This is a genomic window from Pseudomonas palleroniana, from assembly GCF_022836895.1.
Classification (GTDB): Bacteria; Pseudomonadota; Gammaproteobacteria; order Pseudomonadales; family Pseudomonadaceae; genus Aquipseudomonas; species Aquipseudomonas palleroniana.
The window spans coordinates 5,350,589-5,363,561 of the sequence record NZ_CP092411.1 but is presented as its reverse complement, the minus strand read 5'-3'; the positions used below and the strand labels follow the sequence as shown (position 1 = coordinate 5,363,561).

General features: G+C 59.9%; 13 protein-coding genes. 6 read left to right on the top strand and 7 right to left on the bottom strand.

Annotation, left to right across the window (positions count from 1 at the left end):
* Positions 1–34 precede the first annotated feature (34 nt).
* Together erdR and MJP36_RS24100 are read left to right on the top strand one after the other, a co-directional pair.
* Positions 35–685: a response regulator transcription factor ErdR gene (gene erdR, locus MJP36_RS24105; RefSeq protein WP_060753984.1), complete on the top strand. Its 651-nt coding sequence runs from the start codon at positions 35–37 to the stop codon at positions 683–685.
* Between the two features lie 69 nt (positions 686–754).
* Complete coding sequence (locus tag MJP36_RS24100) at positions 755–1,123, top strand: diacylglycerol kinase (protein WP_174554045.1); 369 nt, start codon at positions 755–757, stop codon at positions 1,121–1,123.
* Positions 1,124–1,126: 3 nt separating this feature from the next.
* On the opposite strand, the gene MJP36_RS24095 is transcribed toward MJP36_RS24100, so the two are convergent.
* The gene (locus MJP36_RS24095) at positions 1,127–2,053 is read right to left on the bottom strand and encodes a LysR family transcriptional regulator (RefSeq protein ID WP_060753986.1); all 927 of its coding nucleotides are present in this window, start codon (positions 2,051–2,053) and stop codon (positions 1,127–1,129) included.
* A 125-nt stretch (positions 2,054–2,178) separates the two neighbouring features.
* Here MJP36_RS24095 and fpr point away from each other — a divergent pair, with 125 nt between their 5' ends.
* Positions 2,179–2,958, top strand: a complete 780-nt coding sequence (fpr, locus tag MJP36_RS24090; protein ID WP_017529767.1) for a ferredoxin-NADP reductase — start codon at positions 2,179–2,181, stop codon at positions 2,956–2,958.
* Between the two features lie 54 nt (positions 2,959–3,012).
* Here fpr and tsaA read toward each other — a convergent pair whose 3' ends face one another.
* The 5 genes from tsaA to rimO all read right to left on the bottom strand — a co-directional run bounded on the left by tsaA (position 3,013) and on the right by rimO (position 6,951).
* Positions 3,013–3,708 (bottom strand): tRNA (N6-threonylcarbamoyladenosine(37)-N6)-methyltransferase TrmO, encoded by a 696-nt coding sequence (tsaA, locus tag MJP36_RS24085; RefSeq protein WP_090366449.1) that lies wholly within the window; start codon positions 3,706–3,708, stop codon positions 3,013–3,015.
* 3 nt (positions 3,709–3,711) lie between these two features.
* Positions 3,712–4,173, bottom strand: a complete 462-nt coding sequence (locus MJP36_RS24080) for a YehS family protein (RefSeq protein ID WP_060753988.1) — start codon at positions 4,171–4,173, stop codon at positions 3,712–3,714.
* Between the two features lie 71 nt (positions 4,174–4,244).
* Positions 4,245–4,955 carry an rRNA pseudouridine synthase gene (locus MJP36_RS24075; RefSeq protein ID WP_060753989.1) on the bottom strand — a complete coding sequence of 237 codons (711 nt, stop codon included), beginning with the start codon at positions 4,953–4,955 and terminating at the stop codon, positions 4,245–4,247.
* Positions 4,956–5,026: 71 nt separating this feature from the next.
* On the bottom strand, positions 5,027–5,500 hold the full coding sequence (locus tag MJP36_RS24070) for a GNAT family N-acetyltransferase (RefSeq protein ID WP_244384143.1): 474 nt from the start codon (positions 5,498–5,500) through the stop codon (positions 5,027–5,029).
* A gap of 110 nt (positions 5,501–5,610) precedes the next feature.
* Complete coding sequence (gene rimO, locus MJP36_RS24065) at positions 5,611–6,951, bottom strand: 30S ribosomal protein S12 methylthiotransferase RimO (protein ID WP_244384142.1); 1,341 nt, start codon at positions 6,949–6,951, stop codon at positions 5,611–5,613.
* A gap of 289 nt (positions 6,952–7,240) precedes the next feature.
* Here rimO and MJP36_RS24060 point away from each other — a divergent pair, with 289 nt between their 5' ends.
* The 3 genes from MJP36_RS24060 (at position 7,241) to MJP36_RS24050 (ending at position 11,041) form a co-directional block, all read left to right on the top strand.
* On the top strand, positions 7,241–9,142 hold the full coding sequence (locus tag MJP36_RS24060; protein WP_244384141.1) for a potassium transporter Kup: 1,902 nt from the start codon (positions 7,241–7,243) through the stop codon (positions 9,140–9,142).
* A 225-nt stretch (positions 9,143–9,367) separates the two neighbouring features.
* The gene (locus tag MJP36_RS24055) at positions 9,368–10,474 is read left to right on the top strand and encodes an NADH:flavin oxidoreductase/NADH oxidase (RefSeq protein WP_060753993.1); all 1,107 of its coding nucleotides are present in this window, start codon (positions 9,368–9,370) and stop codon (positions 10,472–10,474) included.
* A 381-nt stretch (positions 10,475–10,855) separates the two neighbouring features.
* Positions 10,856–11,041, top strand: a complete 186-nt coding sequence (locus MJP36_RS24050; RefSeq protein WP_060753994.1) for a hypothetical protein — start codon at positions 10,856–10,858, stop codon at positions 11,039–11,041.
* Between the two features lie 60 nt (positions 11,042–11,101).
* Here the strand turns inward: MJP36_RS24050 and MJP36_RS24045 are convergent, their stop codons facing one another.
* The gene (locus tag MJP36_RS24045) at positions 11,102–12,727 is read right to left on the bottom strand and encodes a glucan biosynthesis protein D (protein ID WP_060753995.1); all 1,626 of its coding nucleotides are present in this window, start codon (positions 12,725–12,727) and stop codon (positions 11,102–11,104) included.
* Positions 12,728–12,973: the final 246 nt, after the last annotated feature.

Below are 12,973 nucleotides of genomic sequence, written 5' to 3'. Positions count from 1 at the left end.
CTCGGGCACCCCAAAAAACAGGATCATTTAATCAATGGCCACATACGAAATCCTGATAGCCGATGACCATCCGCTGTTTCGCAGTGCACTGCATCAGGCCGTAACCCTGGGCCTTGGCCCCGATGTCCGGTTGGTCGAGGTGGCCAGCATCGCCGAACTGGAGGTCCGCCTCACCGAAAAATCCGATTGGGACCTGGTGCTGCTAGACCTGAACATGCCCGGTGCCTATGGTTTTTCGGGTTTGGTATTGCTGCGTGGGCAATACCCGCAGATCCCGGTGGTCATGGTGTCCGCCCAGGAAGAGGCCGACGTGGTGGTGCGTTCCAAGGAGTTTGGTGCCAGCGGTTTCATTCCCAAGTCCAGTGCCATGGAGGATATCCAGAACGCTGTGCGCAAGGTGCTTGATGGTGATGTGTCCTGGCCGCCGCAGGCGTTCGAAGAGGTCAACGTATCCGACGAAGCCAAAGCCGCCCGTGACGGTTTGGCCAGCCTGACCCCCCAGCAGTTCCGGGTGCTGACCATGGTGTGCGAAGGCTTGTTGAACAAGCAGATTGCCTACGAGTTGAGTGTGTCGGAAGCGACCATCAAGGCTCACGTCACCGCGATCTTTCGCAAGCTGGGCGTGCGTACGCGCACCCAGGCCGCGTTACTCTTGCAACAACTTGAGTCAATTTCACAGCATTAAGCTGCAACGCATTCACGCTTTTTTGACTTTGCGTGATCTAGTTTCCCCACTTCTTTGGTTCAGTTGCCTATCTCTATGTCGCCTTTCAAGGGTCAAACCGGTATCAAACGTATCTTCAACGCAGGGGGCTATTCCCTGGATGGCCTGCGTGCAGCTTTCACCGGCGAGGCGGCGTTTCGCCAACTGGTGTTGCTGAACGTCATCCTGATTCCGTTGAGCTTTTTCCTGCATGTCAGCCGGGTTGAACGCGCCTTGCTGATCGCCGTGTGCCTGCTGGCGTTGATCGTCGAATTGCTCAACTCGGCGGTAGAGGCCGCCATTGACCGCATTTCCCTGGACCGTCACCCCTTGTCGAAAAACGCCAAGGACATGGGCAGCGCCGCGCAACTGGTGGCGCTGACCATGATCACCCTGGTATGGGCCGTGATCCTGATCTGAGGATCAGGCAATGTTCGGCAGTACGATTTCGTCGCTGCGCTGAACCCCGGCGGTGAAAGCGCGGCATAGTTCCAGGAACTCGCGCATGGCGGAGGTCTGGTACTTCTGTTTATGCCAGATGAAGTAGAACTGCCGGGCCAGGTCCAGGTCCGGGGTTTCAACCGGCACCAGGCTGCCACGGCGAAATGCATCCCTCAGCGCAAGCCGGGAGATGCAGCCGATGCCCAGCCCGGACTCCACCGCGCGCTTGATCGCCTCGGTATGTTCCAGTTCCAGGCGGATATTCAGCGCGCTGCGGTGATGGCGCATGGCTTGGTCAAACGTCAGGCGCGTGCCCGAACCTTGTTCACGCAAGATCCAAGCCTCATGGGTCAACTCTTCCATGCTCGCCACGCCGCGCTTGGCCAGGGGATGTTGCGGTGCGCAGAACACCACCAGCTCATCTTCTACCCAGGTTTGCACCTCGATGTCCGGGTGGCTGCAGTCGCCTTCGATTAGACCCAGGTCAATTTCGTAGTGCGCCACCTGGTGCACGATATGTGCAGTGTTCTGCACATGCAGCTTCACCTGGCTCTCCGGGTGCTGTTGCATGAAACTGCCGATCAGCAGCGTGGCCAGGTAGTTGCCGATGGTCAGGGTGGCGCCGACCGCCAGCGAGCCGAAGCCGGACTTGCCGTTGAGCAGGTCTTCGATCTCTTTGGCCTGGTCTAGAAGCGCGACGGCCTGGGGCAACAGTTGATGCCCGAGGGCGTTGAGACTCAGGCGCTTGCCGGCGCGGTCGAACAGTTGGCAACTGGATTGACGCTCCAGCTCGGTGATCGAGGTGCTGGCGGCGGATTGAGATAAGGCCAGAAGGCCAGCAGCGCGCGAGACGCTTTCCTGCTGGGCGACGGCGACGAAAACCTGCAGTTGACGGAGAGTAAATCGCATATCGATATAACCGATAACCCTTATCTTAATAATCCAGTTAACAGATATTGTCGCCGCCATTAGAATACGCTGCAATTGCGCACCTATATTTCTGGCGCAGACCCATTTCCAGGAGTCCCCCGTACATGAGCAACATGAACCACGAGCGTGTCCTCAGTGTTCATCACTGGAACGACACTCTGTTCAGCTTCAAGTGCACCCGCGATCCGGGCCTGCGCTTCGAGAACGGTCAGTTCGTGATGATCGGCCTGCAACAGCCCAACGGCCGCCCGCTCATGCGTGCTTACTCCATCGCCAGCCCTAACTGGGAAGAGCATCTGGAATTCTTCAGCATCAAGGTGCCCGATGGCCCGCTGACTTCCCAATTGCAGCACTTGAAGGAAGGAGACGAGATCATCATCAGCAAAAAACCGACAGGCACCCTGGTGCTCGACGATTTGAAGCCGGGCAAACACCTGTACCTGCTCAGCACCGGTACTGGCCTGGCTCCGTTCATGAGCGTGATCCAGGACCCGGAAACCTACGAGCGTTTCGAAAAGGTGATCCTGTGCCACGGCGTGCGTTACGTCAACGAAGTCGCCTACCGCGAATTCATCACCGAGCACCTGCCGCAGAACGAGTTCTTCGGTGAGGCGCTGCGTGACAAGTTGATCTACTACCCGACCGTGACCCGTGAGCCGTTCGAAAACGAAGGCCGCCTGACCGACCTGATGCGCAGCGGCAAGCTGTTCCGCGATATCGGCCTGCCACCGATCAACCCTGAAGATGACCGCGCCATGCTGTGCGGTAGCCCAAGCATGTTGGACGAAACCAGCGAAGTGCTGAACAGCTTCGGCCTGAAGGTTTCGCCACGCATGCGTGAGCCGGGCGATTATCTGATTGAGCGTGCGTTCGTCGAGAAGTAAGCGCGGTCAAAATGTGGGAGGGGGGCAAGCCCCCTCCCATATCGGGTTTGCGGTTTATCCAGCGGCAAGCACTTCCAGCACGCAAATCACTCCGGCCTCGGGATAGTGCCAACGCACATCCACATCCCAGAACTGCGCGCCATACTCACGCTCAGGCCCAGGCGTCTGATAGGCTGGCCGCGGGTCCTGTGCCAGGCATTGCTCGATCAATTCCACCAACGGCTCATCCAGCCTGTGCGCATGGCCTTGTGCCTGATGCAGGGCGGTCTTCAGCCATTGCACCGGGATTAGCGGTGGCGCACTGCTGGCGATGCTGTTGGTGGCGCTGCCGATAATGTCGGCGTAGGGCACATAGGGCTTGATATCCAGTACTGGCGTGCCATCGAGCAGGTCAATTCCGGAAATCCACAGCCGACCCGGTTCCACCTTGTCCAGCTTCACCACCGATTGGCCGATGCCGTTCGGTCGGTGAGTCGCGCGGGTCGCAAACACGCCCATGGACGTATTGCCCCCCAGGCGCGGTGGGCGCACTTTCAGGCGTGGCTTGTCTTCCAGGGCCTGATGAAACAGGAACAGCAGCCACACATGGCTGACCTGTTCCAGGCCCTGCACCGCCTCACCGCCGTCAAACGGCGCCACCAGCTCCAGCACGCCACGCGCGGCAGGCGCCAGTTGTGGCTGGCGTGGGATGGCGAATTTCTCCTTGAAGCAGGAGCGCACAAAGCCGACGGGGGAGACGTTGTAACCCATGGTTCAGGGGCGAACGCGCATGGTGAGGCCCTTGAGGAAGTTACGCAGCAACTGATCGCCGCACGGGCGATAGTTGGTGTGGCCGAACTTGCGGAACAGTGCGCTCAGTTCCGGTTTGGACACTGGGAACTCGGCGGCCTTGAGGATAGCGTGCATGTCGTCTTCCTTCAGTTCGAAGGCCACACGCAGTTTCTTGAGGATGATGTTGTTGGTCACCGGGGTTTCGATCGGCTGCGGCGGACGACTTTCGTCCTTGCCGCGCTTGAAGATCACCAGGCCGTCGAGGAAGTGAGCCATGACTTCGTCCGGGCAGAACACAAAGCCTTCTTCCTCATCCTTCTTGAGGTAGGTCAGCAAATCGTCCTTGGTCACGTCCATGCCGCCGAGCTTGATGATTTCGACCATCTTGTTGTCGCTGATGTCGAGCATGTAGCGCACGCTGCGCAGTACGTCGTTGTGAATCATGGTAGGCAATCCTGGTATTCAACTGAGGACACCGCCGCCATGGGGCGATGCCGATAAAAAGGAGCAGTGGCTTAGAACTTCTCTTTGGCGGACAGGTAGCGCCATTGGCCCACCGGCACTTTGCCGATGGACACGCCGCCAATGCGGATGCGCCGGATGGCGATGACTTTCAAGCCGACTGCTTCGCAGAACAAGGCAATCACGCCCGGTTGCGGGTTTTTCATCGCAAAACGCAGGCGGTTTTCGTTCTGCCAGCTGGCTTTGACCGCCGGCAGTTCCTTGCCTTTGTAAGTCAGGCCGTGGTTCAGGCGGTTCAGGCCATGGGCAACCATGTCGCCTTCGACCTCCACCACATATTCCTGCTCGATCTTGGCGGCGTCGGCGGTCAACTTGCGCAGAATTTTCCAGTCCTGGGTAAACACCAGCAGGCCGCTGGCGTTGGCTTGCAGGTCGGCGCTGGCGGTCAGGCGCAGGAAGTGGCCCTTGAGCGGGCGCTTGCCGAAACGGTGTTCATCCGACAAGGTTTCGGCGCTGATCGAGGCCATGGCGGTCTCGGCATCCACGCCGGCAGGCGCGTGCAGCAGGAGGGTCACCGGCTCTGGCGCGGTGGCCTTGGCCTCGGGGTCGAGTTCGACTTTTTGGGTGGTGACCTTGAACTGCGGTTCGTCGATCACTTCACCGTCCACCGAGACCCAGCCGCCTTCGATAAACAGCTCAGCCTCCCGACGGGAGCAGCCAACCAGTTCGATCAGACGTTTGGAGAGGCGTATGGGGTCAGTCATGACAAGGGCCGTAACAAAAGGGGGCAGCTATTGTACCTGTGTGGGCGCGGTTAATCCCGGCTCCATTTCATTTAGCCGGGTTGGGCGCGTTGCTGCACCTGGCGCAAACGCATGTGCAGCAAAGGATACGGCTGGCCCAGGCCGTCCTGCTCTGCGCGTCCGATCACCTCGAACCCTTGTTTGAAGTAGAAGCCCAAGGCCTGCGGGTTCTGTTCGTTGACGTCCAATTCATCGGCATTCAAGTGCTCGATCGCGTATCGCAACAGTTGGCGGCCCAGGCCCTGGCCACGGTGCTGGGGGGCGATAAACAGCATCTCGACCTTGCCGCCCGCTACCCCGGCAAACCCGGTGATGCGTTGGTTCCGGTCTTTGGTGCAGATCAGCATGACCGAGTCCAGGTAACGCGTCAGCACCAGTTCCTTAAGCAATACGATGTAACTGTCCGGCAGGAAATTGTGGGTCGCCCGCACCGAGTCTTCCCAGAGCTGCGCCAGGTGCGTGTAGTCGCTGCTTTTGGGTGTATGGATAACTGAATGCTGACGCATGCCCGCTGCCCCTTGCCGATGATCGGCGACGATGGGCAAACGATAGACCTAAAAAAGCCCCGCATCTTGTCCAGAGGCAGGGCTTTTTTAAAATATTTCAAAGGCGCTGATCAGTCGCGCTTTTCAGCCCACAAATCGTATTCGTCGGCATCGGTCACGGTGCACCAGACCTTGTCGCCTGGCTTCAAGCCGCTGGCATCGTCGATGAACACGTTACCGTCGATCTCCGGCGCATCGAAGAAGCAGCGGCCCACCGCGCCTTGCTCGTCGACTTCGTCGATCAGCACTTCGATTTCCTTGCCGATGCGCAGTTGCAGGCGCGCCGAGCTGATGGCCTGCTGGTGCGCCATGAAACGCTCCCAACGGTCCTGCTTGACGTCATCCGGCACCACGGCCAGGTCCAGCAGGTTGGCCGGGGCACCTTCGACCGGCGAGTACTGGAAGCATCCGACGCGGTCCAGCTGCGCCTCAGTCAGCCAGTCCAGCAGGTACTGGAAGTCCTCTTCGGTTTCGCCAGGGAAGCCGACGATGAAGGTGGAGCGGATGATCAATTCCGGGCAGATCTTGCGCCAGTTCTTGATGCGCGCCAGGGTCTTGTCTTCGAAGGCCGGACGTTTCATGGCCTTGAGCACTTTCGGGCTGGCGTGCTGGAACGGGATGTCCAGGTACGGCAGGATCTTGCCGGCGGCCATCAACGGGATCAGTTCGTCGACGTGCGGGTACGGGTAAACGTAGTGCAGGCGCACCCACACGCCCAGGCTGCTGAGGGCTTCGCACAGTTCGGTCATGCGGGTTTTCACCGGCGCGCCGTTCCAGAAACCGGTGCGGTACTTCACGTCGACACCGTAGGCGCTGGTGTCCTGGGAGATGACCAGCAGCTCTTTCACGCCGGATTTGACCAGGCGCTGGGCTTCGTCGAGGACGTCACCCACCGGGCGGCTGACCAGCTTGCCGCGCATCGAGGGGATGATGCAGAAGCTGCAGCTATGGTTGCAGCCCTCGGAAATCTTCAGGTACGCGTAGTGGCGCGGGGTCAGCTTGATACCTTGCGGCGGCACCAGGTCGATCAGCGGGTTGTGGTCCTGCTTGGGCGACACCACTTCGTGCACGGCATTGACCACCTGCTCGTACTGCTGCGGGCCGGTCACGGCCAACACGCTTGGGTGCACGTTGCGGATGTTGCCTTCTTCCACGCCCATGCAGCCGGTCACGATGACCTTGCCGTTTTCCTTGATGGCTTCGCCGATCACTTCCAGGGATTCGGCCTTGGCCGAGTCGATGAAACCGCAGGTGTTGACCACCACTACGTCGGCGTCCTGATAAGTGGACACCACGTCATAGCCTTCCATGCGCAGTTGCGTCAGGATGCGCTCGGAGTCTACGAGCGCCTTCGGGCAACCCAGGGAAACAAAGCCGACCTTGGGATTGGCCGTCGCGGGAGTGGTGGACATGTCTAACCTCGGTATTGAATGACGCCGCCAGTCGGGCACGACAAGGCGGTAGACGGGCGCTTGGCGCGCCTCTGATCAAAAAGTGCGCAATTCTAGCGACGGGCAACGCACTTGACCAGCTTTATACAGGGAAATACGACGAGTGCTGCGCTATGCTTCGCGCCGTTGCGCACGGGTAAAACCCCGAGGTCAATAAAACGTCTGTTACGAGAAGTAAATCAGCGCATGCTAGGGTCAGCTCAGATGCGCTGGTTATATAAGACCTCAGGTCAAAGGGCAGGAGTGGTTGATGGGTCAGGCAAGTAGTCAGGCAGCATGTGCCGAGCATTCCAACGCAAAGCCGATTGGCATGCTGGTGGCGGCGGTCGGGGTGGTTTACGGCGATATCGGTACCAGCCCGCTCTATACCCTTAAAGAAGTGTTCACAGGTGGTTACGGGGTTCAGGTCAACCATGACGGGGTCTTCGGCATTCTGGCGCTGATCTTCTGGTCACTGATCTGGGTGGTGTCGATCAAATATGTACTGTTCATTCTGCGTGCCGATAACCAGGGCGAGGGCGGCATCATGGCCCTGACGGCGCTGGCGCGGCGGGCGGCGTCGCCGTACCCCAAACTGCGTTCGGTGCTGGTGATCCTCGGCTTGATCGGCGCTGCGCTGTTCTACGGCGACAGCATGATCACCCCGGCGATCTCGGTATTGTCGGCGGTCGAGGGGCTGGAGCTGGCCTTTGACGGTCTCGAACGCTGGGTGGTGCCGCTGTCGCTGGTGGTGCTGGTCGGGCTGTTCCTGATCCAGAAGCACGGCACCGACCGCATCGGCAAGCTCTTCGGGCCGGTGATGGTGGTTTGGTTCCTGGTGTTGGCCGGGCTTGGCATCCACGGCATTTTGCAACACCCGGAAGTGCTCAATGCACTGAACCCGGCGTGGGGCGTGCGTTTCTTCTTGTCCCATCCCGGCATGGGCGTGGCGATTCTCGGCGCCGTGGTACTGGCGCTGACCGGTGCCGAAGCCCTGTATGCCGACATGGGCCACTTCGGGCGCAAGCCGATCGCCCGTGCCTGGTTTGCCCTGGTACTGCCGGCGCTGGTGCTCAACTACTTCGGCCAAGGTGCTTTGCTGCTGGAAAACCCCGAGGCGGCGCGTAACCCGTTCTACCTGCTGGCACCGGACTGGGCATTGATCCCGCTGGTCGCGCTGTCGACGCTGGCCACGGTGATTGCGTCCCAGGCCGTGATTTCCGGGGCGTTTTCCCTGACCCGCCAGGCGATCCAGCTGGGTTACATCCCGCGCATGCACATCCAGCACACCTCCAGCGCCGAGCAAGGCCAGATCTACATCGGCGCGGTGAACTGGTCGCTGATGGTCGGCGTGATCCTGCTGGTGCTGGGTTTTGAATCCTCCAATGCCTTGGCTTCGGCTTACGGGGTGGCGGTGACGGGCACGATGCTGATCACCAGCATCCTGGTATCGGCGGTGATGCTGTTGCTGTGGAAATGGCCTCCAGTGCTGGCGATTCCGGTCCTGATCGGTTTCCTGCTGGTGGACGGCCTGTTCTTCGCCGCCAACGTACCCAAGATCGTCCAGGGCGGCGCCTTCCCGGTGTTGGCGGGGATTGTGCTGTTTATCCTGATGACCACCTGGAAGCGCGGCAAGGAACTGCTGATGGACCGCCTTGAGGAAGGCGGGCTACCGCTGCCGATTTTTATCAGCAGCATCCGCGTGCAGCCGCCGCATCGCGTGCAGGGCACGGCTGTGTTCCTTACCGCGCGGCCTGACGCCGTGCCCCATGCGCTGTTGCACAACCTGTTGCATAACCAGGTGTTGCACGAGCAGGTGGTGATGCTGACGGTGGTCTATGAAGATATCCCGCGCGTGCCCGCTTCACGGCGTTTCGAAGTGGACGCCTACGGGGAGGGGTTCTTCCGGGTGATCCTGCATTTCGGCTTTACCGATGAGCCGGACGTGCCCGAAGCCTTGAAACTGTGCCATCTGGACGACCTGGACTTCAGCCCGATGCGCACCACCTATTTCCTCAGTCGCGAAACGGTGATCGCTTCGCGCATCAAGGGCATGGCGCGGTGGCGCGAAAGCTTGTTTGCCTTCATGTTGAAGAACGCCAACGGCAACCTGCGTTTCTTCAAGCTGCCGGTAAACCGGGTGATCGAGCTGGGCACCCAGGTCGAGATGTAAGTTTTTGCAGCACGGGAGCCGGCAATCGGCTCCCGCTTTGTTTCTGAACCCTGTGCAATCCATCGTTGTCGACTAGGCTCTAAGCACTGTTATGCAGGAGCGCGCTTGCCCGCGAAAAACGTCAACGTTAACGCGTCTATCCTGGGTGAACACGGCGCCCGTGAGGCTTTCGCGAGCAAGCGCGCTCCTGCAAAAAGTGCCCAAAAAGTCCAGAAGAGGTGCGCCATGAGTCAGCTGCTCGAACCTTACACACTGCGCCAATTGACCCTGCTCAATCGTATTGCGGTGTCGCCGATGTGCCAGTATTCCAGCGAAAACGGCCTGGCCAATGACTGGCACCTGGTGCACCTCGGCAGCCGTGCCGTGGGGGGCGCCGGCCTGATATTTACCGAAGCCACCGCCGTCACTGCCGATGGCCGCATCACTGCCCAGGACCTGGGCCTGTGGAACGACGAACAGATCGAACCCCTGCAGCGCATTACGCGGTTTATTGCGGCCCAGGGGGCAGTGGCCGGTATTCAGCTGGCCCATGCCGGGCGCAAGGCAAGCACCCATCGGCCGTGGATCGGCAAACACGGCAGTGTCACGCCGCAAGAAGGCGGCTGGGTGCCGGTGGGGCCGTCGCCGATCGCCTTTGATCCCAACCATACCCAACCCAAGCCGCTGGACGAGGGGCAGATCCAGCAGGTGATTGCCGATTTTGTCGCTGCCGCCAAGCGCGCCTTGACCGCCGGGTTCGAAGTGGTGGAAATCCACGCCGCCCACGGCTACCTGCTGCACCAATTCCTGTCGCCCCTGAGCAATCAGCGTCAGGACCGCTATGGCGGTTCCTTTGAAAACCGCATCCGGCTGGTGCTGGAGGTGACCGAGGCCGTCCGCGCCGTGTGGCCCCAGGAGTTGCCGTTGTTTGTGCGGGTGTCGGCCACCGACTGGGTGGAAGATGGCTGGAACCCCGATGAAACCGTGGAGCTGGCGCGCCGCCTCAAAGACCTCGGCGTGGACTTGATCGACGTGTCTTCCGGCGGCACCGCCGCCAATGCCGAGATTCCCACCGGCCCGGGCTACCAGACCCGTTTTGCCGAGCGAGTGCGCAAAGAGTCCGGTATTGCCACCGGCACTGTCGGCATGATCACAGAGCCGGCCCAGGCCGAACACATCCTGCGTACCTGCCAGGCGGACATCATTTTCCTCGCTCGTGAACTGCTGCGTGACCCTTATTGGCCGTTGCATGCCGACGATGATCTGGGCGGGCGCAAAGCCATCTGGCCAGCGCAGTACCAACGGGCGACCCATCGCGACCAGCCGATCCACGAATCGGATCTCAGGGACTGATCACCTGCACACGCAACCAAAACCCACCCTGGCACGGTGGGTTTTTTCTTGCCTGCGTTTAAATGGCACGTCGATCCTGGATCGCTGAAAAGGGGACGGCTCAATGTAGGTCGAAGACGTATTAAAAGGTCCGCGCAGGCTTATTAACGCCCGCTGTAGCGCCTTCTTCGTGAGAATGCCCTGTAGGTGTTTGTTACCGAAGAAAAATTTTAAGTGAATACTCTAAAAAAATCCCACGCATGGCGAGATAGTTTCTACGCTTAGGGTAAGCCCGGTTTCTGGCCCAGGGAATCAGGCTGTGAGTCCTTGAAGACATTGCGTTTCACGGCAGGCGGGTAATGGGCATGAGGAATATTTGATCGATTTCAGGAGAAGCAGTCCATGGCCAAGTCCTATGGTGTAGCGGGTGTGGTGGTGTCTTTTCTGACCCGCAGGGTGTTCTTGCGTAGCCGAAGGTTGAGTTCGGATGAGGCCGAATTACTGGCGCAGTACCGCGCCTTGACCGAGAGCGATCAAGTGGCGATGCGGTATCTGATCGGGGCGATGAAGAGTGTTTCGCGGTTCTGAACCACCCGCTTGATAATGTGGGAGGCGCGATGCCCCTCCCACATTATGGCAACCGGTGCGTCAGGTGTACTTGCGCTGTTCCGGTGCCGGCGGGAAGTATTGATACAGCCAGGTTTCACTCAGGGTACGGTCCTGCGTGCGGATAAACAGCCGCAATTCCACGGGCTCGACGCTGTCGCTGGTGGGGTACCAATCGAACAGAATGCGATAGCCCTTGATGTTGTCGAGCACCAGCACGCTGAAATCCTTCACCTGGCCATGGGAGCAGGTCACCACCGGCTCAATCCCGGTGCCGGCCGGCAGGCGGTCCAGGCCACCGCCCTTGAAGTCCACGGCAAACCGGCGTGCCCACACTTCAGGGTAGTGCTCGCCCGGTGCCCAACCTTCGGTAAAGCCACCCATGCCTGAGCGTGTGGCGTCGACCTGCGCCAACGGTGTGCTGACCGGTGGCAAGGCGCTCCAGTAAAGCTTGTAGCCATAGTTGAGCGAATCGCCGGCGGCCACGGGCTTTTTCGGGGTCCAGAAGGCCACGATGTTGTCCAGGGTTTCGCCGGTGGTGGGGATTTCCAACAGGTCAATGGAGCCTTCACCCCAAGCGGTCGTCGGTTCGACCCACAGGCTTGGACGCTTGCTGTACCAGTCGACGGTGTCCTGGTAACTGGCAAACTCATGGTCGGTCTGGACCAGGCCGAAACCTTTCGGATCGGTATCGGCAAAGGCGTTGAACTGCAGTTTGGCCGGGTTGTTCAGCGGGCGGCAGATCCACTCACCGTTGCCGCGCCACATCGCCAGGCGGTCCGAGTCGTGGATTTGCGGGTGAATGGTGTCGCACATACGACGCTCGTGAGTACCGCAACTGAACATGCTGGTCATCGGTGCGATGCCCAGCTGTTCGATGGCGGTGCGCGCATTGATATGCGCATCGATGGCCATCACCACTTGGTTGGCCTGGCAGTCGATATCGAAGCGGTAAGCCCCGGTGGCGCTCGGCGAGTCGAGCAGGGCGTAGACCACAAAGCGCGTGGCGTCCTTGTCCGGCGTTTCAAACCAGAACTGCGTGAAGTCAGGGAATTCCTCGCGCTTTTTCGCGTAGGTATCAATCGCCAGGCCGCGTGCGGAAAGGCCGTATTGGCCGGTGGAGTCCACGGCTCTGAAGTAGCTGGCGCCGAGAAACGACAGCACGTCATGCCGATCCAGTTCCGGCGCCTTGAACAGCTTGAACCCGGAGAAACCCAGGTCGCCGGTCAACTGCTGGGTGTCCACGGTGGTTTTGGCATAGTTGAACAGCGAAGGGCGGAAATGCACCTCGCGCGCCTCACGGGTCTTGGGGTCGACGCTGTGCATGCGCACGGGCGTCTTGAAACCCATGCCGACGTGGAAGAACTGCACGTCCAGTTGGCCGTTCAGTTCCTTCCACAGCGAATGGTTGCCGTCGTAGCCGATGGCGTTGAAATTCTGCGGTGTCATGTTCGCCAGGGTCGGCGGCAGCACCTGCTTGGTGTCTTTGTATGCGGTCCCGGCGAGTTGTTTGGCCTGGGCCTTCAGCGACTCAAAATCGAAGGCCACGGCCTTGCCATCGGCGGCGCGGTTGCCGGCCCAAGCCTGTGCGGCCAACAGGCCGCTGGCCGACAAACCGGTGTAAGCCGCAATGGCCATGGATGCTTTGAGCAAATTCCTGCGGTGCATAGAGACAACCTGTCGTGAGCAAATCCCGCGCCGGCCTTGGCGCGTGCTGGATTAAAAATAACGGTTCGGACATGCCTTCGGCCAAACGCTACGGACAATAAACAGACGCTGGATAGCTTAAGCGGTTCGATGAGCCAGGAAAATTGATTGATGGCGGCATGATGGCTTTGCATGTGAAACAAAGCATTTCCGCCGCCCCGCTGTCGTTATCTCTGGCTGTACATCGGCGTTACATCTGGAAGCACT

Coding starts and splice junctions, on each gene's coding strand:
- erdR (WP_060753984.1), top strand. CDS start 35: ATGGCCACATACGAAATCCTGATAGCCGATGACCATCCGCTGTTTCGC.
- MJP36_RS24095 (WP_060753986.1), bottom strand. CDS start 2,053: ATGCGATTTACTCTCCGTCAACTGCAGGTTTTCGTCGCCGTCGCCCAG.
- fpr (WP_017529767.1), top strand. CDS start 2,179: ATGAGCAACATGAACCACGAGCGTGTCCTCAGTGTTCATCACTGGAAC.
- tsaA (WP_090366449.1), bottom strand. CDS start 3,708: ATGGGTTACAACGTCTCCCCCGTCGGCTTTGTGCGCTCCTGCTTCAAG.
- MJP36_RS24080 (WP_060753988.1), bottom strand. CDS start 4,173: ATGATTCACAACGACGTACTGCGCAGCGTGCGCTACATGCTCGACATC.
- MJP36_RS24075 (WP_060753989.1), bottom strand. CDS start 4,955: ATGACTGACCCCATACGCCTCTCCAAACGTCTGATCGAACTGGTTGGC.
- MJP36_RS24070 (WP_244384143.1), bottom strand. CDS start 5,500: ATGCGTCAGCATTCAGTTATCCATACACCCAAAAGCAGCGACTACACG.
- rimO (WP_244384142.1), bottom strand. CDS start 6,951: ATGTCCACCACTCCCGCGACGGCCAATCCCAAGGTCGGCTTTGTTTCC.
- MJP36_RS24060 (WP_244384141.1), top strand. CDS start 7,241: ATGGGTCAGGCAAGTAGTCAGGCAGCATGTGCCGAGCATTCCAACGCA.
- MJP36_RS24055 (WP_060753993.1), top strand. CDS start 9,368: ATGAGTCAGCTGCTCGAACCTTACACACTGCGCCAATTGACCCTGCTC.
- MJP36_RS24050 (WP_060753994.1), top strand. CDS start 10,856: ATGGCCAAGTCCTATGGTGTAGCGGGTGTGGTGGTGTCTTTTCTGACC.
- MJP36_RS24045 (WP_060753995.1), bottom strand. CDS start 12,727: ATGCACCGCAGGAATTTGCTCAAAGCATCCATGGCCATTGCGGCTTAC.